The sequence below is a fragment of the Algoriphagus mannitolivorans DSM 15301 genome, assembly GCF_000429425.1.
GTDB lineage: Bacteria > Bacteroidota > Bacteroidia > Cytophagales > Cyclobacteriaceae > Algoriphagus > Algoriphagus mannitolivorans.
Genome location: NZ_AUBV01000001.1, coordinates 42,236 through 64,340, shown reverse-complemented (window position 1 = coordinate 64,340; position 22,105 = coordinate 42,236). Strand labels below are relative to the sequence as shown.

Here is a 22,105-nt window from a genome sequence, read left to right as displayed (position 1 = left end):
TTTCCCATATATGAATAGACTCAGGTATATAGCTTTTTTGTTTTTGACGGTAATTTTTTCCTGCGATTCTGAAAAGGAAAAGCGGGACAAGGAATTTTCGACTTTGGAAAGTCTTGTCTCAAAATTGGAAAATGAGGGCCAAATATTAGGCGACCGCTTAGATTCACTCGCCCATCTCTATCAAGATCAGATTCAAAACTGGGATTCCCTAAAGTCGAATGCTGATTTTTCGAAATACCAATTTCAGGGGGCATTTTCCACTAATCTGCCTAATCAGGATTCCTCATTAAGTTCGGTGATCATCCTGAATACTACTCCAAATTGGGAAATGGCTATGGAAGAAGTGGCCGTGACCAATTTTTTGGATGAAATGTTTGCGGGATTTTTGAAATCTAATGCATTGATCTCTCAGGTCTACTCCAATTCCTCGAAGCAAGTAAGTAGGGTGTATCCCGCCTACGATCACCAAAACATCGTAGATCCAAACATCGATGTTCGGGAGTTTAATTTTTTCTACGCTGCCAATGAAGTTAACAACCCATCCAAGGGGATAGTCTGGATCAAAGATACTTATGTAGATCCCGCCGGAAGAGGATGGATATTGTCCTTGGTTCATCCTATCTACCGAGGAAATGAATTATTTGCAGTTTTGGGTGCTGATTTTACCGTAGATGATATCATCAATAATTATTTTGATACTCATCAGGGTGAATACATTCTGGCAAACACCAAGGGAGATATTATCGCGGGAAAATCAAAAGCAATTGAGATGCTGAGTATGCCTCCCTTGAAAAATCATGTTTATCAGGAAACCGTGAAGTCTGAGTTTTTTAGGGTTTCAGATTTTAATCTCTTTAATAGCAAAAGTCGGGAGGTAAGAAGAATGGCACAGGAGTTTTTGCTGAATAAAAAAGATGAATTCTATTTTGAAGAGGAGAAAAATTTAAATAAGGCCATTTGCAGACCTGTAAAAGGCATTGATTGGATATTGTTTCAAATCATTCCTTCGAAATAATGTTCAAAAACCTATTTTTCAGAAATAATTTTTGGAGGATAACTCTAGTAGGAACTGTCTTGGTGATCCTGGTGGTAATCCTTGGGATTGGCTTTTTTAATGCAATTTCTCAAACGCAGATAGACTCTCGGAAGGATTTTTTAACTCAGCAAACTGCCTTGGCGGCTAGGGGACTTGAAGGCGAAGTCGAGAGATTCACGATAGAGTCTAATTCCCTTTTGAAATACCTGGTAGATTCCAAACAAGATGGGGAAGATCTAAATGGGGAGCTTACCAGTTTTACCCGAAGGATTTTCAATGCATTTCCAAAAATGATTGATAAGGTTTGGGTTGGTTTAGGAGATTCGACAATAGTTTTTTCTCTGACGGAACGGAATGATTTCATCAGACAAAAAGCTGATCAAGGAATCCCTGACATGGATCCGAATTTCAATTTTATTTCTCTTCAGACTGGATCTTTTAAAATATTGTATCGATTGGATTTGGCGGAATTCTGTCGGGAATATGTATCCAACTTTTATTTGGATCAAGGCGGGGAGAAGTTCCTTTTAGCCAAAGGGGGATTAATATCTCTAAGCAGAAGTTCCAGTGGAAATTCTATAAAAATAACCGAAAAGCAGCTTTTGCCTGTCCAAGAGGAGGTAGCGATGGGCTTGAAAGGCCTTCATGAAATTTCATGGGAAAATGAACTTAGAGAAGAAGAATCGGGGATTTTGGTCCAGTATCCCTTCAATTTTTCACCTTCTCAAGAACCAACGGCCTTAGTATTCGTGGTACCTACCCAGAGCCTTGCTTCGGGAGTTTTTTCTACCTTCTTGTATCTATTCTTGGTGATCGGACTTTTGCTGATTGGTACAGCTGTCTTTTTCACAATTTCTTTGAAAAACAACCTGGATTCTGAGAAAATCCAAAAAGAGAACTTGGAAGAGATTTCTACACTTTTTGAACAGCAAAATCTCTTGATGGGTGAACTTAGAGGATTTGTGTTTTTTCACGATTCAAAGGGAGAAATGACCCGAGTCAGCGATGAGGTGGAAGAAGTGCTTGGACATTCTAAGGAAGAGTTTATTCAAGCTTTTAAAAAAGAAAGTTCTCATCCGGATATATTAAAAATCAAATCCTTGGTGATTGAATCGCTTCAAGACAAAAAGGAATATTTGGATTTTGAATATGACTTCGTCAAACCTTCAGGTCAAAAACTTCGACTGAAAATATTCTCGAAGCTAATTTATGGTGAATCTGGGGTCTTTGAGGGTGGACTGGGTCTTTGTACCGATATCACCAAACAATACCATGACCGAGAAGAAATAATACATAGTGAAAATCGATTAAGGACATTGATCCAAAATATCCCTGACAACATCTTTATCTATGATAATGAAGGGAGAGTTTTGGATTTTCATGTACAGGATAAGGAGGTTCTCCTAAAAGCGGCGAGTTCAACCTTAGGAAAAAAGTTGGAAGAATTTGTGCCTCACGGTCAGGCAGAAGATGTCGTCCAAGCTTTTAGAAAATCCCGGGAAACTGGCTCTATTCAAGGGGTAAATGTTTTTTGGCTCAATCCTTTAGGTACAGAAAGTCATTTTGAAATGAGATTTTTCCCATTGGATGAAAGCCAGATGGTATCAATTTCAAAAGATATCACTGGACAAAAAATATGGGAAAAAGGACTGATAGAGGCAAGAGATGCCGCTGAAAGAGCCAACAAGTCCAAGTCTGAATTTTTGGCAAATATGAGCCACGAGATCCGAACTCCCATGAATGGATTGTTGGGAATTATTGATCTTTTGGAGAGCACGAAGCTTGATAAAATCCAAAAACAGTATGTGGAGATTATCAAAAACTCTGGAAACTCTTTGCTTTCGATTATCCGGGATATTTTGGACTATTCCAAAATTGAATCCGGAGAACTGGAAATTAATGCCAGAATTTTTGATCCTGTCAAAGAGCTAAAAGCTCAAGGTGAAATCTTATCTGGACTTGCCAAAAAGAAAAAAATCAATTTAATAATTCACCATCAGCAGGATACCCAGATTTTTCTGGAGGGGGATAAGGATAAAATCAACCAGGTCCTTCTCAACCTGATAAGTAATTCTTTGAAGTTTACTCCTGAAAAGGGTTCTGTGGAGGTGAGAATGGATTTAGATGAACTGGATTCTCATCTTTTGTTCCTGTCTTATTCAGTCAAAGATACCGGAATTGGGATTTCACCCGAAAATATTCAAAACCTCACCAAGCCCTTTTATCAGGTGGACAGCTCAAATTCCAGAAACTTTCAGGGAACGGGATTGGGCTTGGCTATCGCTAAAAAAATCATCGAATTAATGGGAGGGGAGTTGAGAATTGAAAGTGAGTTGGGAAAAGGCTCTGAGTTCAGTTTTACGGTATTGGTGAGGCGTGTGGAAGCCCAAGAGGAAACCCAAGAACATGTGCCTCTCTCTTGGAAAGATGTGAAGGAGATGGGAGCCGAATTTCCGCTGAAAATCCTTCTGGCCGAAGACAATGAGCTTAATCGGCAATTGATGACATTGATGTTTGAGCAATTAGGTTTTCAGTTTGAAATTGCTGTAAATGGTTTGGAGGCACTGGAGAAGGTGAAAGAGAATGAATTTGATGTAGTTCTTATGGATGTCCAAATGCCAGTGATGAATGGCCTTGAGACAACCCGGAAAATCAGGGAATTGGGCAATCGTGACGAGCTGATTATCATAGGGCTTTCGGCAAATGTCTTTGAAGAAGATCAAAATTCTGCCCTTAAAGCAGGGATGAACGATTACTTGACTAAGCCCATTCGATTGGCTGCCTTGGCGGATAAGCTGGAATACTACTTCCGAAAGACCCGGGATAGAAAGGCATAAAAAAAGGCTCCATTTGGAGCCTTTCTCTTAGAATGCAGTATTGAGATCGAATGACTCAAGGTAATCTGCCACTTTTCGGACAAACATTCCTCCTAAGGAACCATCTACTACTCTATGATCGTAGGAGTGAGATAGGAACATTTTGTGTCTGACGGCGATCACATCTCCAGTTGGAGTTTCTACCACAGCTGGCTTTTTGACGATTGCTCCCACAGCCATGATGGCTACTTGTGGTTGCATAATGATAGGAGTTCCCATCACGTTTCCAAAAGATCCAACGTTTGAAACGGTGTAAGTACCCCCGGCCAGATCATCAGCGGTCAGTTTATTGTTTCGCGCTCTATTGGCGAGATCATTCACTTTTTTGGATACACCTACCAGATTCAGTTGATCTGCGTTTTTGATCACTGGAACAATGAGGTTTCCGGAAGGTAAGGCCACAGCCATGCCAATGTTGATATCTTTCTTTTTGATGATTTTATCTCCATCTACAGAAATGTTGATCATCGGAAAGTCCCGGATTGCTTTGGCAATTGCATCAATGAAAAACGGAGTAAAGGTGATGGACTCTCCATATTTGGCTTTGTAGGCCTCTTTATTTCTTTCTCTCCACAGTACAATGTTGGTCATGTCAGCCTCCACAAATGAGGTCACATGTGGAGAAATTCTCTTGGAATCGACCATTCTTTGAGCAATCATCTTGCGCATGCGGTCCATTTCCATGATTTCGTCTGAGGCAGAAATGCTTACCTGTACCTTCGGCTCTGCTATAGAAACCGATGGGGTAGGGCTTGGCTGAGCTTTGGATCCTCTTGTTTTAAGATAATCCATCATGTCCTGCTTGGTGACTCTGCCCTCTTTCCCCGAACCGGGGATTTGGGATAATTCAGAACCTGGAATTCCTTCTTCTTTGGCTATGCTTTTGACCAAAGGGGAATAGAATCTTCCATCTTCAGCCAGAGATTCCTCTTGGGCGCTGGGTTGGTCCAGGATTTCTTTGGTATGTGCAGGAGCAATAGCTGCTAATTCTTCTTTCGGTGATTCAGGTGCTTTTTCTTCCTTTGAGGAACTTTGAACTCCATTTTCGGCTGAGGTTTCAATGATCGCAATGGGAGCACCCACTGCCACGACATCACCTTCCTTTGCAAGGATTTTTTTCAGTACGCCTGCATGGGTAGCAGGTACCTCCGTGTCCACCTTGTCTGTGGCCACTTCTAAGACAGATTCATCTTGGTCGATGGAGTCTCCCACTTTTTTAAGCCAGGTAAGGATGGTTCCCTCTATGATACTTTCGCCCATTTTGGGCATCAGCATTTCTACACTTGCCATAGTACTTTAAGTAATTTAATTGGGTTTATTTCCGAGATTTAAAATTAAATTTTATTAGACATCTACCCAAACTCGCTAGATAAAATTTTATTCGTTCTGCTTATTGATGCAAATTCTTAACAAATTCAACACAGAAACGGCAGTTAGTTGAATATTTAACATTCTGTCTTGGGTGAGTTGAAGCTTTTTTGTCTCCACAAAACCCTTTCCGGCACAGGCAATCCAAACGGTACCCACTGGTTTGGCCTCCGTGCCCCCGTCTGGTCCAGCTATGCCACTGGTAGCAATCCCGTAGTCTGAACCAAAGAGTTTCATTACCCCTTGCGACATCTCCCTCACACATTGCTCACTCACCGCTCCAAAGGATTTCAAGGTTTCGGGCCTCACGCCCAGGATTTCTTCCTTGAATTGATTGTGATATGGGATCACAGCCCCTCGAAGATAATTAGAGCTGCCGGGAACTGAGGTAATCATATGGGAGACATATCCACCGCTGCAACTTTCAGCTAAAGCTAAAGTTTTCTGGGCGTTCTTCAAAAGTTTGCCAATGGCTGTTTCCAGGGTTTCCTCATCATATCCATATACATATTTGTCTATCAGGGGCATGACTTGGTTTATTTGCGATTGAACTTCCCCTTGAAGGGATTCTTTGTCTGTGCCAAAGGCCGTCAAACGCAATTTCACATGTCCCAATGAAGGCAAATAGGCCAGACGGATGTGATCAGGCAAAGCATTCTCCCAATCTCTTATCAGGTCAGCAAGCCAGCTTTCGCCAATACCTACGGTTTTGATGACTTTGTGGTAAATCACAGGCAGGTCAAAAATCTCAGGTAGCTTAGGGAGTACAAAATCCTGCATCAGTTTTTTCATTTCATGCGGTACGCCAGGCATGGACATCCAATAGGTGCCATTTCGCTCAAACCACATCCCAGGAGCAGTTCCGACTTCGTTTGGGACATAAGTGCAGCAAGCTGGTAGATGTCCTTGAAGAATGTTCAAAGGGGTCATTTCTCTACCTCTTCTTGTGAAATAGGCAGAAACAGCTTTTACCGCTTCAGGGAATTCTATCACCTCACAGCCAAAATATTCCGCGAGTAAGGGTTTGGTAAGGTCATCTTGCGTAGGTCCCAGACCGCCGGTGATTAGGATGATTTTGGCTCTTTTTTCAGCTGTAGCAAATGCCTCCAGAATATCTTCCCGATTGTCTCCGATCGTGGTTCTGTGGGCCACTTTTACCCCCATCAAATCTAGCTGTTGACTGATCCAATGAGAATTGGTGTCCATGATTTGTCCGTAGAGAAGTTCATCTCCGATCGCGATGATTTCGGCTTTTAGTAAGGGCATGTTGGGATGTAATTATCTGACTTTTGCTTTTTGAATAAGTTTTGAAAAAACTCCGGGGAGAAAGCGCTTTAGGTAAACAGCTAGGGTTTCTTTTCCTCCGATATAGACTTCCTCTTTTTTCTTTTGGATGGCTTTGAATAGCTTTTCGGCAAAGTCTTCCGGACTCATTCCATTGGCCTGTGCATCATCCATAATTCCCAAAGCTGACCCGTCCTCGGTGAGTGCATTGACAGAAACTTGGGTTTTGATAAAACCTGGGCAAACTAGGGTTACTTCGATTTTATCCTGAAAATGTTCAGCTCTAAGGGTGTCAAAAAAGCCATGCAGCGCATGCTTGGAGGCTGCATAAGATGAACGGAATGGGGATGCAAACTTTCCGACCAAGGAAGTAATGACGATGAAATGTCCGGTTTTTCTTTCGATAAAATGAGGTAAGAGAGCTTTGGTCAAAGCGATAGTTCCGAAGAAGTTAACCTCCATCAGCTTTCGATCTACTTCCAGTTTGGTATCCCGGATAAGCGATCTTTGGCTAATTCCTCCATTATGAATCATAAGATCAATTTTACCAAAAAAAGAAATAGCTTCTTTTACCTTCTTTTCGAAGGTGCTTATTTCTGTTAGATCCAAAGGAAGAATTGCTACTGAAGCAGCTGGATGACACTCTGATTTTACTCGGAGCAACTCATTTTCCCGTCGGGCTGAAAGGATGACTCGATAGCCTTTTTCAGCCAGATTTTTGGCGATAGCTTCTCCGATTCCTGAGGATGCTCCTGTGATCCAAGCGACGGGTTTATTCATGGGTTTATCGTCTTTCAAATGTCACGAAGGCGTAGTCACATTCATTTTTTTCGTCAGCGGAAAATTCCTCTCTGGAAGTTTCTTCCCAAATTTTTGGGTCTATTTCCGGGAAATAGGTATCTCCTTCCGGACTCATATCCACTTCTGTAATTTCAAGTTGGTCTGCCAGAGCAATAGACTCGTTATAAATCTGTCCACCTCCGATGATAAAAAGCTCTTCCAAACCAATTTTGTTACAAAAAATGAAAGCTTCTTCTATAGAATCGAAAGCATAATGTCCTTCTGGTGCCTGAAAATCCTTGTTTCGGGTGATAATCAGGTGAGTTCTGTTTGGTAGGGGTTTTCCCAAAGAGTCAAAAGTCTTTCTGCCCATCAAGATGTGATGGCCTGTAGTAAGGTTTTTAAATCTTTTGAGGTCAGCAGAAAGCCTCCATATCAGTTGGTTGTCTTTCCCGATGACGTTGTTTTTGGCTTTAGCAGCAATAAGGATGATTTTCACTTGTTCGCTTAATTTGCCTTGAATTTACCAGTCTTTGGGACTAAAAAATGAAAAAGGGCAGAAAAACTGCCCTTTAAAAATGCTTCTTATTTCATCCCTGACATCATATTGGGATATTCTGACATTTTGAAGCTTTGGGGAGAATTCAGTTCGATCTCTACTACTTTCATATCTGTGATTTCTCCATCTTTTGCAGTAAAGAGCATTTCCAGAAATGTGCCCTTTGGTGCATTGGAAAAAAATGAGTCATACCTTTCCATGGTTTTGTTGGAAACCATGGGATTGCTTTGTGGAGAAAACATGGAAAAACCTTGAATTGGCTCTTCTGTCAGCCAATATCTTCCTTCTCCGTCTTCAGATTTCACTAAATATTCTTCGCAGGCATAGCCTAATATATCTTTCGTATTTCCTGTTTTGATTATTTCGTAATCTGGATTCTCCATTTGTTCTGAAGCTTCCTCGTCCACCATTTTTTGGATTTTGCCATAGTTCACTTTCATTGCCATACTGGATTTTTCTCCCTCATTATCCATCAGCATTACCATTGCCTGATTTTTGGAATCCATGATGGTGGTGGTTTTAATATCGGGAGACTTGGGGTCTGTGAAAGACATTCCCATAAAATCCACATTTTCCCCAAGGAGATAATTGATTCTCGAAGGAGGATCAGATTTTCCTTTTTTATCAGTGGAAGTGATCTCCATGATCATATAGCCAGTAAATGAGTATTCGGATTCCGTGGGAGCGGACTGCATCATTCCTTCCAGCATTCCATTAATTTGCTCGGAGCTTTCCTTTTCTGCTTTCGAATTCGCAGCATTGGTTGCTGCATTTTGAGCTGCCTTCTGGATTTTCTTTAAGACTTGAGATTGTAAAGGGGTTGAAATGATAATTCCAGCCAAAACAAGTAATCCTAAAATTGAATTTTTCATGGTAGTATTTTTAAAAGTTCAAGTGCAATTTCCTAAAAATGAAAGGGATATGAAAAGATAATGGCAAAAAAAAGGACTCATATTTTGAGTCCTCGTAGTAGATCTTCGGTTTTCATCCGTTTTTTTCCTTCTAGTTGTAGCTCCATAATCCTCAAACTTCCCTCTCCGCACTGAAAGGTCAAATGAGTTTTTCCATCTGATTCCCATTCGCCAGGGAGCTTATTGGTTAAGGATTTACCTGATACTTCGGTCTTGAAGATTTTGCAGGTCTTTTCCAGAAATTCTGTCCAGGCTGCTGGATATGGCGAAAGTCCACGGACTAGGTTATGAATGGATTCTGCCGATTGATTCCAATCGATTTTGCAGGTCTCTTTAAAGATTTTAGGAGCATGATGCCGGGCTTTGCTTTCGTCCTGAGGAAGAGGTGTCACTTCATTTTTAGAGATGGCTTCCACTGTTCTGAGTACCAAATCGGACCCGATTGTCATCAGATTTTCATAGACCGTTCCAAGGTCATCTTCAGGTTGAATAGGCACCTTTTTTTGGAAGATTATGCTTCCCGTATCGATCTCATGTTTTAGGAAAAAGGTGGTGACCCCAGTTTCCGTTTCCCCATTAATAATGGCCCAATTAATTGGAGCTGCACCCCTGTAATCAGGCAGGAGGGATGCATGCAGGTTGAAAGTGCCCAAAGGAGGCATATTCCAGACAGATTCTGGGAGCATTCGAAAAGCAACGACGATCTGTAAATCAGCTTTCAAATCCTTTAATTCTTGCTGGAATTCAGGGTTTTTGAGGTTGGTGGGCTGAAGAATATTCAATCCTAATTGCTCTGCAGCTTGTTTTACGGGAGAGCCAACTAATTTTTGACCTCTGCCTTGTGGCTTGTCCGGAGCAGTAATGACGCCAACAACATTCCACCCGGCCTTTACCAATTTTTCTAAGGCAGGTACCGCAAATTCGGGTGTGCCCATGTAAACAATTCTTAATTTCTCCTTTGAGATCATTTCTTTATTCGACATTCGAAATATGGGATTCGATATTTATTCAGAATTTGAGCTTAGAAATTCGAGAATTGATTTTAGGAATAATTTCCAATCTCAAATCTCAAATTTCCAATCATTTATACATCAAATACTTCTCTCTTTTGGCTTTGTATTCTTCCAATCCTTTTTGCCAGGAAGCTCTGATTTCAGCCTCAGTTTTTCCTGCTAAAATCTGTTTTTTCAGCTCGTCAGTACCTACTAACGTATTAAAGTAGTTGTTGAAAAATTTCTCTTTCATTCCTGACTTTTGATAAGCATCCAGCAAGTAGGAAAGTGTAAAATGATGATCCATCGATTCTCCCCGCAAATCTACCCCATAGCAGGTTTTGTCTTGATGTGGGGGAGTTTTGGACATTCCGTCTATGCTGACTGGAGTAAACTGAAAGGATCCGAATTTTGGATCCGGGTAGCCATAGACTTGAAATGGAAAATAAGTGCCTCTTCCTAAGGAGACTACTGTTCCTTCAAACAGACAAGTACTTGGATAAAGTTTAATAGCCAAGTCGGTGGGTAGGTTTGGGGAAGGTTTTACAGGTAAGCTATAGACCATTTCTCGGGTCCAGTTGGCCACTGGAATAACTTCCAAGTCGACCGTCAATCCACCTTTCAGCCATTTTTCCCCATTGATCATTTGGGCTAATTCTCCCACACTGAGGCCATGGACAATCGGAATATTGTGCATCCCCACAAAGGACTCAAAACCTGACTTAAGCATTGGGCCATCGATATAGCCTCCGTTTGGATTAGGGCGATCAAAAATGATCACTTTCTTTCCTTGTTCGGCGCAGGCTTCCATGACATAATGCATCGTGCTGATGTAGGTGAAAAAGCGGGTTCCCACATCCTGCAAGTCGAAAATCACTACATCCAAATCCTTGATTTGCTCAGCAGAGGGTTTTTTATTGTTGCCATACAAGGAAACAATTGGAAGTCCGGTTTTTTGATCGATGGAATTATCCACTTTTTCCCCGGCATCCGCAGTGCCACGGAAGCCATGCTCAGGGACAAATACTTTTTTGATTTCAACGCCATTTTCCAAAAGAAAATCCACCACGTGTTTATTGGCAGACTGGGGCATGATGCTTGTTTGATTTCCGACCAATCCGACTTTCTTTCCTTGTAAAGAAGGCAGATAGAGATCCGGTCTTTCTGCTCCGGTTAAAATCCTCTGAGCTTTAGCGACTTGGGTGAATCCTATTAAACTAAGAAATGCTAAAAAGTAAGTCAGAAATGAATTTTTCAGTTGCTTCATGCTAATTTGCGCTGTGTTGTGAACAAATTTAATCCTCTCCTTTGAACCTTTCCTATTTCATTGCCAAAAGAATCAGTTTTAAACAAGCCGGAGGATTTTCGAGTACGATCCACCGGATTGCCGTGGGAAGCTTGGCGATAGGCCTGGCTGTAGCCATCCTGTCCTTTATGGTTTTGGGCGGGTTTCAAAAGACCGTTTCTGATCGGGTATATGGATTTACGGGACACTTCCAGGTGCAGCGATTTCAGATGAGCAATGCCTTTGAAGAAGCTCCGATGTCACTTCAATCAGATTTTTATTCAAAGGCAAAAAACCTGCCTTTTCTGGCAAAGATGCAATCTTTTGCCCATAAGGCTGCTCTCCTGAAAGGAGATGAGGAGGTCGAAGGAGTTTTGGTGAAAGGTGTAGGAACTGACTTTGATAGTTTGGGATTCGCCCAATATTTAGTGGAAGGAAGGCTTCTTCATGTTCCGGACTCAGGAGTCAGCAATGAGGTCATGCTCAGTAAGTTGATCGCAAATAAGCTGCGCTTGGGCGTGGGAGATAAGGTTACGCTGTATTTTGTCCAGGAGCCACCAAGATTCAGAAGGGTAGAAGTAGTAGGGATTTTTCAGACCTATTTGGAAAATTTTGACGAAAAAATAGTCATAGGCGAATTGCAGACTATCCGTAACCTAAATGGCTGGACCAAGGATCAGATCGGGGGACTTGAGGTTTTTGTAAATGATCCTGGAGAATCTGATGAGTTGATTTCGGTTTTGGATTCTTCCCTGGACTTCGACTTAAGATTGATAGACAGTCGGGATAAGTTTTTGGAAATATTTGACTGGTTGAAGTTGCTCGATACTAACGTGATCGTGTTTATCTCTTTGATTGGATTTGTGGCGATTTTCAACATGGGGGCAATCCTCTTCATTTTGATCATGGAAAGAACTCAGATGATAGGGTTACTGAAAGCCATGGGGGCAAAAAACTCCCAAATCCGAAGAATATTTTTCTGGAATGGGATGAAGATCTTGGGAAGAGGTTTGTTGTTGGGAAATCTGATTGGATTGGGAATAGGTTTCCTACAGGATCAGTTTAAATTGATTCCACTGGATCCGAGCAATTACTACATGAGTTATGTCCCAATTGATTGGAATTGGCCAGTATTTTTGTTCCTGAATTTTGGGATCACAGTATTGACTGTTTTAGTACTTTGGATTCCTGTGATTGTAATTGCCAAAGTTGATCCGATCAAATCGATTCGCTTCGATTGAGTTTGTAGGGGGAGAAAATACTTTTAATCTTCATCCCAATCACACCCAGTACAGCTTCCCGAAAAATCCTAGGACTCATTTTGGATGTACCTTTGGTACGGTCTGTGAAAATTATCGGTACTTCGATCAGATTAAAACCCAACTTCCAGGCAGTAAATTTCATTTCAATCTGAAAGGCGTATCCAATGAATTTGATTTCATCCAATCTAATTCCTTGCAATACACTTCTGTGGTAGCACTTGAATCCTGCCGTGGCATCTTTGATGGGCAACCCGGTGATAAACTTGACATAGACGGAGGCAAAATAGGACATCAGTACCCTGCCCATAGGCCAATTGACTACATTGACCCCAGTGATATATCTGGAGCCCACAGCCAAATCAAAATTCCGGTCTTTTACAGCATTATAAAGTCGGATAAGATCTTTTGGATCATGCGAAAAATCACAGTCCATTTCAAAAATATAGTCGTATCCGCGTTCCAAAGCCCATTTAAAACCTGTGATATAGGCTGTACCCAAACCTAGTTTTCCTTTTCTTTCTAAAAGATGTAAACGTGCAGGAAATAGAGGCAGGAGAGTTTTTACCACATTTCCAGTACCGTCTGGGGATCCATCGTCTATTACCAAAAGCTCAAAATCCCCTTCGAGATTCATTACCGTATGCACCATGTCGCTGATGTTTTCCAGCTCATTATAGGTCGGGATAATGACGAGTTTGCGGTGGTTCATAGTGCTTCAAAGCTCAAAAGTAAGAGATTGATGGGATTTTTGAAGAGTGGTCTATCTTAAAAAAGACGAAAGTCTAGATTTGCAATAAAAAAATCCATGACACAACATGTAGCTATAGTCAGTTACGTTTCCACGGGTGCATACGATGCCAATACCATTGACGAAGATAAACTTTTATCAGGTCTTCTAACTGAAATGGGAATTTCTCATGAGATTCAGCCATGGTCAGATCCAAAGGTAGACTGGTCGAGGTTTTCCCATCTGCTGATCAAATCCACATGGGATTATTTTGATTATTATCCCCAATTTTTGGAATGGATCGCAACCGTGAAAAAGCTTGGGGTACCAGTCTTAAATGAATTGGATACAATTCAATGGAACTCGTCTAAAAAGTATCTTTTAGAAATAGAATCCAAAGGATTTCCTACCATAGCAGGTTTTATTTTGGAAAAAGGCAGTAAGCCAAACTTGCAGGAAATCCTCGCTAAAGTGGATTCAGAGGTGCTGGTGGTGAAACCCCTGGTAAGCGGTGGAGCTAAAAACACCTTGAAGATACCCTTGAAGGAATGGTCCTCCTTCGAGGAAAAAGTGTCGAAGTTGGTTCAGGAAGAAGACTTCTTGGTTCAGCCATTTGTTCCTGAAGTGGCGGAAGTCGGGGAATATTCTCTGATCTTTTTCAATGGCCAGTTTTCTCACGCTGTGCTCAAAACTCCAGCAAAGGCTGATTTTAGGGTTCAACACTATTTTGGAGGGACTATTCAGGAGATCTTCCCTAAACCGGAGATGCTCGATTCAGCCCAAAAACTGATTGAAGAATTTGCTCCAAATTCTCTTTATGGGAGAGTGGATGGAGTCGATATCGATGGGGTTTTCCATTTGATGGAATTGGAACTGATCGAGCCTTATCTGTTTCTGGGATTGTCCGAAAAAGCTATTCCCAATTATAAGAATGCTTTGCGAAAAAGGCTATTGGGCTAGTTTTGACAGATTTCTTCTAATTTACTCAAGGCATAATCGCTTCCTTTTTTGGCGGCTTCCTTGAGTAAATTACACCCCTCTGAATTCCCCATGAGGACCAGACAAACTCCCTTTCGAGCCAAAGCTTCGTTGTGGTCAGGTTTATTTTTCAGGACAAAATCAAAATCTTCCAAAGCCCAAGGCAAATAACCGATTTTGAGCATCGCGAATCCCCGATTATATCGTGCGGACAGGTTATCTGGTTCTTTTTTCAGATAAGTGTTAAAGGATGCTGTAGCTCCATACAAGTCGCCACGGCTGGCACGGGCCATCCCCATGTAGTAGTAAACAGGGGCGAAATCTGGATTCATGTCCTGAACCCGCTTCAGGAAATTTTCCGCTCTTTCCCAGTTTTTGACCATGAGCTGGGAGCGCCCCGTGAGGTATAAAATATCGAAATCTTCAGGATCCAAAGATGAGGCCTTCAGAATATGGAGTTCGGCTGTTCTATACCTTTCTTGATCAAAATGGATTTTCCCTATTCCTGCATGGGCCTGAGCATATTCAGGGTCAAAATCCAGAATTCTTTCATAATCATCCAAAGCTTCTTTGAATTTCCCCAGTTCCTCGTAGCACCTTGCCCGGATGTGGAGCATTTTAATTTCCCCGATATGAAAAAACATCCTTCTGCTGATTGCAGAAATGGCCTGCTCATATTTTCCGTCTTTATACATCGATTCAATTGTCGCAGGGTCAGCGGAGCAGGAAAGTAAAAATACGGATGATATAATCGTAAGAGTATGATATAATCGTTTCATAACGAAATAAACAAAAATAAAATGAAATGGAGAAAAATAATTTTTGATTTTACAAAAAAAAAAAATAGCGCTGTCTTTCTCACTGACAGCGCTTTAGGTCTTATAAAACTCCTTTAGTACTTGGGAGTTGGTTGATGTTGCGGGGATCCCGTTGCACAGCCATTTTGATCGCTCTTGCCAATGCTTTAAAAGTGGCCTCGATTTTATGATGCTCGTTGTCACCTTCTACCTTGATATTCAGGTTGCATTTGGCAGTATCTGAGAATGATTTGAAGAAATGATAAAACATTTCTGTAGGCATATCTCCAACTTTTTCCCGGGTATACTTGGCATCCCAAACTATCCAAGGACGACCCCCAAAATCAATTCCTACCTGTGCGAGAGCATCATCCATCGGCAGCAAAAAGCCATAACGGTAAATTCCCTTTTTGTCACCCAAGGCTTTCAGATAGGCTTCTCCCAGCGCCAACGCGGTGTCTTCGATGGTGTGGTGCTCGTCGATATGAAGATCGCCTTTCACCTTGATTTCAAGGTCTGTGCTCCCGTGCTTACCCAATTGCTCGAGCATGTGATCAAAGAAATGTAATCCCGTGGCGATGTCACATTTTCCACTACCGTCTAAATTGAGTTTGATGAAAATATCGGTCTCAGAGGTGGTTCTTCTGACTTCTGCTGTTCGGGGGGGCATCTTCAGAAATTCATAGATTTCATCCCAATCCGTGGTTGACAGTTCTGCATCGGGGTTTGGTTCTCCGATAAAGATTGCCTTGGAACCTAGATTTTTCGCCAACTGAACATCGGTAAAACGATCTCCGATTACATACGAATTGGCTAAGTCATATTCTTCTGAGAAATATTGAGTTAAAAGCCCGGTTCTTGGCTTTCGGGTTGGGGCGTTTTCGTGCTCGAAAGTTCTGTCCACATGGATTGCTTTGAAGAAAACATTCTCCTGCTCGAGTGTTTTAAGCATTTTGTATTGTGCCGGCCAAAAATCCTTTTCAGGAAAAGAGTCCGTACCCAATCCGTCCTGATTGGTTACCATGACCAATTCAAAGTCAGTTTCCTCGGCGATTTTCCGGAGATTTGAAATTGCTTTGGGAAGAAATTCAAGTTTCTCAAGACTGTCAACCTGAAAATCTGTAGGGGGCTCTTTAATGATGGTGCCATCCCGGTCTATAAAAAGGACTTTTTTCATTTACGATTTTTGAATTATGATTTACGAGCTTTTACTCCGGCCTCAGCTATTTTTCCAGCATGATTTCAAAGCCGAGATAATTTAAAAGCAGCAAGAAACAATTTTAATTATTGAATTTAGATTCTTCATATTCAATGACATACCTTTTTCAAAGCCTCCAAAAGGGAATTGTTTTCGGTCCGGGTACCCACTGTGATCCTCAAGCAATCTTCGCAAAGAAGTACCTTGGCGCGATTTCTCACAATTATTTTTTCATTAATCAAATCCTCGTAAACCTTGTTGGCCTGAGGGATTTGGACTAACAGAAAATTCGCGTGGGATGGATGAATCTTTTGGACGAAAGATAATTGGGCCAATTCCTTTTCCAGAAAACTTCGCTCTTCTAGGATTTCGGCAATCATCTGATCCACTTTTGCCTTGTTTCGAATCGCATTCAACACTGTCTCTTGAGTCAATCCGGAGATATTGTAAGGAGGTTTGATTTTATTGAGAATTCTAATCAATTCCTCACTGGCAAAAGCCATCCCAAGGCGAAGGGCTGCCAATCCCCAAGCTTTGGAGAAGGTCTGCATAACCAATAGGTTTGGAAACCTTTCGAGCTCTGTGGTAAAGCTGGGCTCATCGCTAAAATCGATATAAGCCTCGTCCACGACTACCAATCCTTTGAAATTTTCAAGCAAATAGAGAATGTCTTCCCGCTTGGCTTTGTTGGCGGAAGGATTATTTGGGGAGCAGATAAATAGAATTTTAGACTGATCATCTGCAGCTGCCAGAATTTTTTCAGGTTGAAGTTGAAAATCCGCCGTCAGAGCGACTTTTCGGATTTCCACGTCATTGATATTGGCGCTCACTTCATACATTCCGTAGGTTGGAGGCAAAAGAATGACATTGTCTTTTCCTGGATTGCAGAATGCTCGGTATAGTAGGTCAATCGCTTCATCGGACCCATTTCCCAAGAAAATCTGAGAAGGTCTGACCTGTTTAATTTTGGCGATTTCTTCTTTTAAATCCGATTGGTAAGGGTCTGGATACCGGTTGAAATCCTGCTCCGTGATCGAACCGAAAGGATTCTCATTGGCGTCCAAAAAGATTCCTTCTTTTCCGGTGTATTCGTCTCTGGCGGATGTGTAAGGCTGAAGCTGGGCAATATGCGGACGAAGTAATGAATTCAGGTCAAAGCTCATTTTTTCTTCTCTTTCAGGTAATTTAATCGAACTGTGACCGCGTTTTTATGAGCATCCAATTTTTCATTGGCGGCCATTATCTCTACCACTGGACCTAGAGAGAGCAATCCTTCCGGAGTAATCTTTTGGTAAGTCATCTTTTTGACAAAGCTGTCCAAGGAAACCCCACTGTAATTTTTGGCATAGCCGTAAGTGGGAAGTGTATGGTTGGTGCCTGAGGCATAATCACCTGCTGACTCAGGAGTGAAGTTTCCGATGAAAACAGATCCGGCATTGTAAATCTTTTCCAATATTTCTTCTTCGTTGGACACTGCAATAATCAAATGTTCTGGAGCATAGTCATTGATCAATTCCAAAGCAGTTTCAGGATTTTCCATTACTACTGTTGTGGAATTTTGAAGGGCCTTGAAAGCAATGTCTTTTCTTGGCAATCCTTCTAACTGCTCATTGATTTCCTTGAGAACTTTCTTTGCGAACCTCTCAGTGGTGGTTACTAACACAACTTGAGAATCTGTCCCGTGCTCAGCTTGGGAAAGTAAGTCAGAAGCCACAAAGGACGGAATTGCGGTCTCATCGGCATAAACCAAAACCTCAGATGGTCCGGCTGGCATATCGATGGCTACACCGTATTTGGTGGCGAGTTGCTTGGCTGCAGTGACGTATTGATTTCCAGGACCAAAGATTTTATCTACTTTGGGAACGCTTTCGGTACCATAGGTCATTGCGGCCACAGCCTGAGCTCCTCCGGCTTTGATGATTTTGGTGATGCCGACCAGCTCTGCGGTGTAAAGAATTGCAGGGTGTATTTTGCCTTCTCGGTTCGGTGGAGAGCAAAGGACAATCTCCTTACATCCAGCAAGATTTGCGGGTACTCCCAACATTAATACCGTGCTGAACAAGGGAGCTGTTCCTCCGGGAATGTATAAGCCCACTTTTTGAATGGGAACACTTTTCCTCCGACAAACCACCCCTGGCATCACCTCCTGTACCAATTCAGGAGTGGCTTGGGGGGCATGAAAACTTTCGATATTAGATTTGGCAACTTTTATCGCATCTCTTAATTCCTTGCTGATTTGGTTTTTGGAAGCTTTGATCTCTTCCTCAGTGACCACGAGACTTTCCAAGTTTACATGGTCGTATTCCAGAGCAAATTTTTTCAGAGCCTTGTCACCGCTTCTACCTACTTTTTCGAAGATAGGCTTGATGATTTTATTGATTTCCTTGGTTTTTTGGACTGGACGAGCCAGACTTTTTTGCCATTTTTCAGGACTTGGGTTGACCAGGAGTTTCATAGCTAATTATTTGAAAAGCTTAAATTCGGTTTAAATGACCATTTTTTCGATGGGAACCACCAAGATTCCCTCGGCACCTGCGGCTCGGAGTTCTTCGATGTTTTCCCAGAAGAGATCTTCACTGAGCACAGAATGAACTGAAGACCAGCCTTCTTGTGCCAATGGCAAAATCGTAGGACTTCTCATGCCAGGAATCAACTCAATTATTCTAGGGATGGAAGTGTTTGGTACGTTCATCAGGACATATTTATTGCTTTTGCCTGTTTGAACCGCATTCATCCTAAACAGTAATTTGTCCAAAATAGCCTTTTTCCAATCTGCCAGGTTTTTGTTACCTATCAATACTGCCTCGGATTTGAAGACTTCTTCCACTTCTTTCAGTCCATTCATCATCAGGGTAGAACCTGAACTCACGATGTCGAATATTCCTTCCGCCAGACCAATACTTGGGGCTATTTCTACAGATCCGCTGATTTCGTGGATTTCGGCTTGAATGCCTTTTGATTTAAGGAAGTCCCCCAGAATTTTAGGGTAGGAAGTGGCGATGTTTTTTCCCTGAAAATATTCTAGACCTGGATATTCTTGGCCTTTGGGAATAGCCAAGGAAAGCCGGCATTTGGAGAATCCCAGTTTTTTTAAGGTAAGAACCTCTTTGTCTTTCTCAGCAAGTTCGTTTTCTCCGACAATCCCCAAGTCTGCTACTCCGTCGGCTACATAGCCAGGAATATCATCATCTCGAAGAAATAGGAATTCTACCGGGAAATTGGTAGAAGTGGATTTGAGTTTGCCAGTTCCGTTATAAAATTTGATCCCACACTCTTTAATCAAGTTAAGTGAGTCATCGGAAAGGCGGCCGCTTTTCTGCACGGCAATGCGGATAATCTGTTCCATGGGGACAAGTTACGCTAGTAAAGTTTTTGATTTAAGAAATTTTGGTGAAAAGCCGAATCCCTGTCATCAGCGTCACCGGATGGGTGTTTTATATGCTTCCTCTCAAGAGGAATGATGGAAATGATGCAGCATGTGGCCATGCTGTGCAATTGCTAAAAATTCAATATTTCTATTGGTGTTTTCCATTATCGTGGGCAAAGATAGGTCTGACTTCAAAACATACAATAAATCAGAAAGTTTTTATTGAAATTAATTTTTTCATCGGGATCCCGTCGAAGAGGGATTTTATTTTCAATCTTAAGCTTCCGGAAAGCCTGCTATTTTATTTCAAATATTTTTAGGAGTCTATGTTAGTCAATGTCGGTTCCTAGAAATCCTGAAATTTAATTTCCAGCCTTAATCTGATAATGCCTAATAGGCTTTTCTCCCATCAAATGCTCAATGAAGTAGTCCCATCGTTTTTTGGTAAAATAATCCCCTGGCGGCCGGCCAAAGCTATGGTTTCTGCTTGGCCAAATGAAGAGATCGAAATCCTTTCCTGCTTTGATCAGTTCTTCTGCCAGTTTGAAGGTTGCCGAAGGATTTACATTTTCGTCTATTCCTCCATGAGCCAGAAGCAGATGGCCTTTGAGATTTTTGGCATTGGTAATATTCGACTGTTCGTGGTAATATTCACCAACAGGATAGCCCATGTACATCTCAGGCCACCAAGCTTTTTCCATTCGGAAGTCATGATCCCCGGCAGAGGCAACTCCCACTTTATAAAATTCAGGATGTAAAAGCATGGCTCTTCCTGCATCATATCCCCCTGCCGAATGTCCAAAAATTCCGACTCGTGTAATGTCCAAAAACTTCTCTTTTTCTGCTAATTGACTGATCGCCAAAACATGGTCGGTGGTGCCGTCGCCGAGGTTTTTGTAACTGACATCGGCAAAGGCCTTTGAACGGCCAAATCCACCCAATCCATCCACTGTCACTACCACAAATCCGAGTTCGGATGTCGCTTGCTGGTGTCCAAAAAGCACTGCTTTGAAGGTTTTTGGAACTGTAGAAGTATGGGGCCCAGTATAGGTATAGTCGATGACTGGATATTTTTTTCTGGGATTAAATGTCGTAGGGAGAAAGTAAATTCCATGGATTTCTGTCACACGATCTTTTGCTACGGCAGTGAAAGGCACAGGGAATTTGTATCCTCGGTTTTTGAGATTTGAAATGTCTGCTTTTGAGATGGTATAGACCTTTTGACCAGAAGGCAAATCAATCAATACGGACTGAGTTGGCTGATTGACCGTGGAAAAGTTGTCCACGGCATATTTACCGTCTAGGGACATGGATATCTCATGATAGGCATTTTCAGGGGTTAGCAACTGGAGGTTTGACCCATCTAGATTCACTCGGTAGAGATGATTGAAATATGGATTTCTTCCGGTTTCTCTTCCCGAGGCTTCAAAATAGATCTGCCGATTGTCTTCATCCCAATGCGTAATTTTATTGACCACAAATTCCCCCTGTGTAATTGGCCGGATTTCTTGCCCTGAATTCCAGTCAAAGAGGTATAATTGATTCCAGCCGGATTTCTCGGAATTGAGAATGAATTGATCGTTTTCCAATCTTCGGAATTGAAAATCCCGGTTGACATGGGTAGGGGAGCTCTCAGAATAGACTTTTCGTAAGCTGCCTGTTTGGGCGTTTAGCTCGATCAGATGATATTCTTTAAAACCTCTGGGTATAAAAAAGCCTATCAGATTTTTTCCATCAGGAGACCATCTAAGGTTAATCCCGATAAAATGCGGAGCAGTCAGCTCAGAAATCACTTTCTCGGTTTTCTTATCGAGATCAAAAATCACCGGAATGTATTTCACCACGGTACTGTCTCCCGGGGATCCTCGGTAGTAGGAAAGCAAATCAGCACGAAACTTCTCTTCTTTACTGTAATCCAACAAATACATCTTTTCAGCTAAGCGGAAATCAACAATCTGAGTGAAAATCTTTCTGGAATCTGGTGACCAATTCACGGTAAAGTGCGGCGGTCTGATTCCATTTTCTCCCTCCATGAGATCGCTCCAGCCATAGTAGGATGCATATTCAAAGTCTTTTTTACCCTGCTTGCTCAGTTGAATTTCCTCTCCGGATTGAAGATTCTGGACAAAAAGGTTGTAATTTCTGGTAAATGCTTTCCATTTCCTGTCTGGAGAAAAAGATTCAAACTCGGATCTCTGATTCAAAGGGATTGCTGTGAGTGTATTTTCCTTGGTATTCCATGTCCAGTCCTGATTTTTCCAGCGGAACCCCACGATATGTCCATTTCTTACAGAGTTAAATTGAATCGGAAGATCTCTGAAGTCTAGGCTTTCTCCTGTTTTTTCGAAGAGTAAAAGGCTCAATTGGGCTGGATCAAAAGCTTCCTCGGTTGTTAGGGTTTGGGTATCCGTTTTGTAAAATCTTTTTCCTTCCGCGGTATAAGCCCAATGCAAAAAGCTTGAGCTACCGGATTGCCAGATGGGATTGACTTCCAGGTGATAAATCTCTTTTTCCAAGTTTGAGGTTAGGAAATATTCTGCTCGGTGATAAGTCTCCTCGCTGATTTGTGACTTGGCGGAAAAAGTAAGGAAACTCAGAACTAGGGAAATGGCAAAGAAGGTATAAAGAGAGCGTTTTGAATTCATAATTAGGCAGATAGGAGAATGGGAAGTTACCCAAAAGAAA

The 22,105-nt window shown here is 41.8% G+C and carries 18 protein-coding genes; 4 read left to right on the top strand and 14 right to left on the bottom strand.

The features are described from left to right. Nucleotides 1-10 precede the first annotated feature (10 nt). Both G458_RS19950 and G458_RS19945 read left to right on the top strand, forming a co-directional pair. The gene (locus tag G458_RS19950; protein WP_051286928.1) at nt 11-1,015 is read left to right on the top strand and encodes a PDC sensor domain-containing protein; all 1,005 of its coding nucleotides are present in this window, start codon (nt 11-13) and stop codon (nt 1,013-1,015) included. Continuing rightward, nucleotides 1,015-3,873, top strand: a complete 2,859-nt coding sequence (locus tag G458_RS19945) for a PAS domain-containing hybrid sensor histidine kinase/response regulator (protein ID WP_051286926.1) — start codon at nt 1,015-1,017, stop codon at nt 3,871-3,873. The genes G458_RS19950 and G458_RS19945 overlap by 1 nt, the downstream gene beginning before the upstream one ends. A gap of 27 nt (nt 3,874-3,900) precedes the next feature. On the opposite strand, the gene G458_RS0100270 is transcribed toward G458_RS19945, so the two are convergent. From G458_RS0100270 to G458_RS0100240, 7 genes are all read right to left on the bottom strand, one after another. Continuing rightward, entirely contained in the window at nt 3,901-5,202 is a 1,302-nt protein-coding gene (locus G458_RS0100270) for a dihydrolipoamide acetyltransferase family protein (RefSeq protein WP_026950123.1), read from the bottom strand. An 87-nt stretch (nt 5,203-5,289) separates the two neighbouring features. Next, nucleotides 5,290-6,546 (bottom strand): competence/damage-inducible protein A, encoded by a 1,257-nt coding sequence (locus G458_RS0100265; protein ID WP_026950122.1) that lies wholly within the window; start codon nt 6,544-6,546, stop codon nt 5,290-5,292. Nucleotides 6,547-6,558: 12 nt separating this feature from the next. Then, nucleotides 6,559-7,344, bottom strand: coding sequence for an SDR family oxidoreductase (locus tag G458_RS0100260; protein WP_026950121.1), 786 nt, complete (start codon nt 7,342-7,344; stop codon nt 6,559-6,561). Nucleotides 7,345-7,348: 4 nt separating this feature from the next. Continuing rightward, nucleotides 7,349-7,843: a dihydrofolate reductase gene (locus G458_RS0100255; protein ID WP_035467503.1), complete on the bottom strand. Its 495-nt coding sequence runs from the start codon at nt 7,841-7,843 to the stop codon at nt 7,349-7,351. A gap of 86 nt (nt 7,844-7,929) precedes the next feature. Continuing rightward, nucleotides 7,930-8,775, bottom strand: a complete 846-nt coding sequence (locus G458_RS0100250) for a DUF4412 domain-containing protein (protein WP_026950119.1) — start codon at nt 8,773-8,775, stop codon at nt 7,930-7,932. 77 nt (nt 8,776-8,852) lie between these two features. Beyond that, complete coding sequence (gene fmt, locus G458_RS0100245) at nt 8,853-9,797, bottom strand: methionyl-tRNA formyltransferase (protein ID WP_245579204.1); 945 nt, start codon at nt 9,795-9,797, stop codon at nt 8,853-8,855. A gap of 97 nt (nt 9,798-9,894) precedes the next feature. Then, the gene (locus tag G458_RS0100240; protein ID WP_026950117.1) at nt 9,895-11,073 is read right to left on the bottom strand and encodes an exo-beta-N-acetylmuramidase NamZ family protein; all 1,179 of its coding nucleotides are present in this window, start codon (nt 11,071-11,073) and stop codon (nt 9,895-9,897) included. A 41-nt stretch (nt 11,074-11,114) separates the two neighbouring features. Here G458_RS0100240 and G458_RS0100235 point away from each other — a divergent pair, with 41 nt between their 5' ends. After that, the gene (locus tag G458_RS0100235; RefSeq protein WP_026950116.1) at nt 11,115-12,332 is read left to right on the top strand and encodes an ABC transporter permease; all 1,218 of its coding nucleotides are present in this window, start codon (nt 11,115-11,117) and stop codon (nt 12,330-12,332) included. Here G458_RS0100235 and G458_RS0100230 read toward each other — a convergent pair. Continuing rightward, a complete protein-coding gene (locus G458_RS0100230; RefSeq protein ID WP_026950115.1) occupies nt 12,310-13,062 on the bottom strand; it encodes a polyprenol monophosphomannose synthase in 753 nt (250 codons plus the stop codon). The genes G458_RS0100235 and G458_RS0100230 overlap by 23 nt on opposite strands. A 96-nt stretch (nt 13,063-13,158) precedes the next feature. Here G458_RS0100230 and G458_RS0100225 point away from each other — a divergent pair, with 96 nt between their 5' ends. After that, complete coding sequence (locus G458_RS0100225; RefSeq protein WP_035467502.1) at nt 13,159-14,040, top strand: ATP-grasp domain-containing protein; 882 nt, start codon at nt 13,159-13,161, stop codon at nt 14,038-14,040. On the opposite strand, the gene G458_RS0100220 is transcribed toward G458_RS0100225, so the two are convergent. The 6 genes from G458_RS0100220 to G458_RS0100185 form a co-directional block, all read right to left on the bottom strand. Beyond that, nucleotides 14,037-14,837, bottom strand: coding sequence for a tetratricopeptide repeat protein (locus G458_RS0100220; RefSeq protein WP_026950113.1), 801 nt, complete (start codon nt 14,835-14,837; stop codon nt 14,037-14,039). The genes G458_RS0100225 and G458_RS0100220 overlap by 4 nt on opposite strands. A gap of 100 nt (nt 14,838-14,937) precedes the next feature. Next, the gene (gene hisB / locus G458_RS0100210; RefSeq protein ID WP_026950112.1) at nt 14,938-16,032 is read right to left on the bottom strand and encodes a bifunctional histidinol-phosphatase/imidazoleglycerol-phosphate dehydratase HisB; all 1,095 of its coding nucleotides are present in this window, start codon (nt 16,030-16,032) and stop codon (nt 14,938-14,940) included. A gap of 131 nt (nt 16,033-16,163) precedes the next feature. Then, nucleotides 16,164-17,216: a histidinol-phosphate transaminase gene (gene hisC / locus G458_RS0100205; RefSeq protein ID WP_026950111.1), complete on the bottom strand. Its 1,053-nt coding sequence runs from the start codon at nt 17,214-17,216 to the stop codon at nt 16,164-16,166. Then, the gene (gene hisD, locus G458_RS0100200; RefSeq protein ID WP_026950110.1) at nt 17,213-18,508 is read right to left on the bottom strand and encodes a histidinol dehydrogenase; all 1,296 of its coding nucleotides are present in this window, start codon (nt 18,506-18,508) and stop codon (nt 17,213-17,215) included. Before hisD ends, hisC begins: the two co-directional genes overlap by 4 nt. 30 nt (nt 18,509-18,538) lie before the next feature. Then, nucleotides 18,539-19,399, bottom strand: a complete 861-nt coding sequence (gene hisG / locus G458_RS0100195) for an ATP phosphoribosyltransferase (protein WP_026950109.1) — start codon at nt 19,397-19,399, stop codon at nt 18,539-18,541. Between the two features lie 383 nt (nt 19,400-19,782). Beyond that, nucleotides 19,783-22,065, bottom strand: coding sequence for a S9 family peptidase (locus G458_RS0100185; RefSeq protein WP_026950107.1), 2,283 nt, complete (start codon nt 22,063-22,065; stop codon nt 19,783-19,785). Nucleotides 22,066-22,105 lie beyond the last annotated feature (40 nt).

Coding starts and splice junctions, on each gene's coding strand:
- G458_RS0100225 (WP_035467502.1), top strand. CDS start 13,159: ATGACACAACATGTAGCTATAGTCAGTTACGTTTCCACGGGTGCATAC.
- G458_RS0100250 (WP_026950119.1), bottom strand. CDS start 8,775: ATGAAAAATTCAATTTTAGGATTACTTGTTTTGGCTGGAATTATCATT.
- G458_RS0100185 (WP_026950107.1), bottom strand. CDS start 22,065: ATGAATTCAAAACGCTCTCTTTATACCTTCTTTGCCATTTCCCTAGTT.
- G458_RS0100265 (WP_026950122.1), bottom strand. CDS start 6,546: ATGCCCTTACTAAAAGCCGAAATCATCGCGATCGGAGATGAACTTCTC.
- hisD (WP_026950110.1), bottom strand. CDS start 18,508: ATGAAACTCCTGGTCAACCCAAGTCCTGAAAAATGGCAAAAAAGTCTG.
- fmt (WP_245579204.1), bottom strand. CDS start 9,797: ATGTCGAATAAAGAAATGATCTCAAAGGAGAAATTAAGAATTGTTTAC.
- G458_RS0100260 (WP_026950121.1), bottom strand. CDS start 7,344: ATGAATAAACCCGTCGCTTGGATCACAGGAGCATCCTCAGGAATCGGA.
- G458_RS0100230 (WP_026950115.1), bottom strand. CDS start 13,062: ATGAACCACCGCAAACTCGTCATTATCCCGACCTATAATGAGCTGGAA.
- hisB (WP_026950112.1), bottom strand. CDS start 16,032: ATGAAAAAAGTCCTTTTTATAGACCGGGATGGCACCATCATTAAAGAG.
- G458_RS0100220 (WP_026950113.1), bottom strand. CDS start 14,837: ATGAAACGATTATATCATACTCTTACGATTATATCATCCGTATTTTTA.
- G458_RS19950 (WP_051286928.1), top strand. CDS start 11: ATGAATAGACTCAGGTATATAGCTTTTTTGTTTTTGACGGTAATTTTT.
- hisC (WP_026950111.1), bottom strand. CDS start 17,216: ATGAGCTTTGACCTGAATTCATTACTTCGTCCGCATATTGCCCAGCTT.
- hisG (WP_026950109.1), bottom strand. CDS start 19,399: ATGGAACAGATTATCCGCATTGCCGTGCAGAAAAGCGGCCGCCTTTCC.
- G458_RS0100240 (WP_026950117.1), bottom strand. CDS start 11,073: ATGAAGCAACTGAAAAATTCATTTCTGACTTACTTTTTAGCATTTCTT.
- G458_RS0100270 (WP_026950123.1), bottom strand. CDS start 5,202: ATGGCAAGTGTAGAAATGCTGATGCCCAAAATGGGCGAAAGTATCATA.
- G458_RS19945 (WP_051286926.1), top strand. CDS start 1,015: ATGTTCAAAAACCTATTTTTCAGAAATAATTTTTGGAGGATAACTCTA.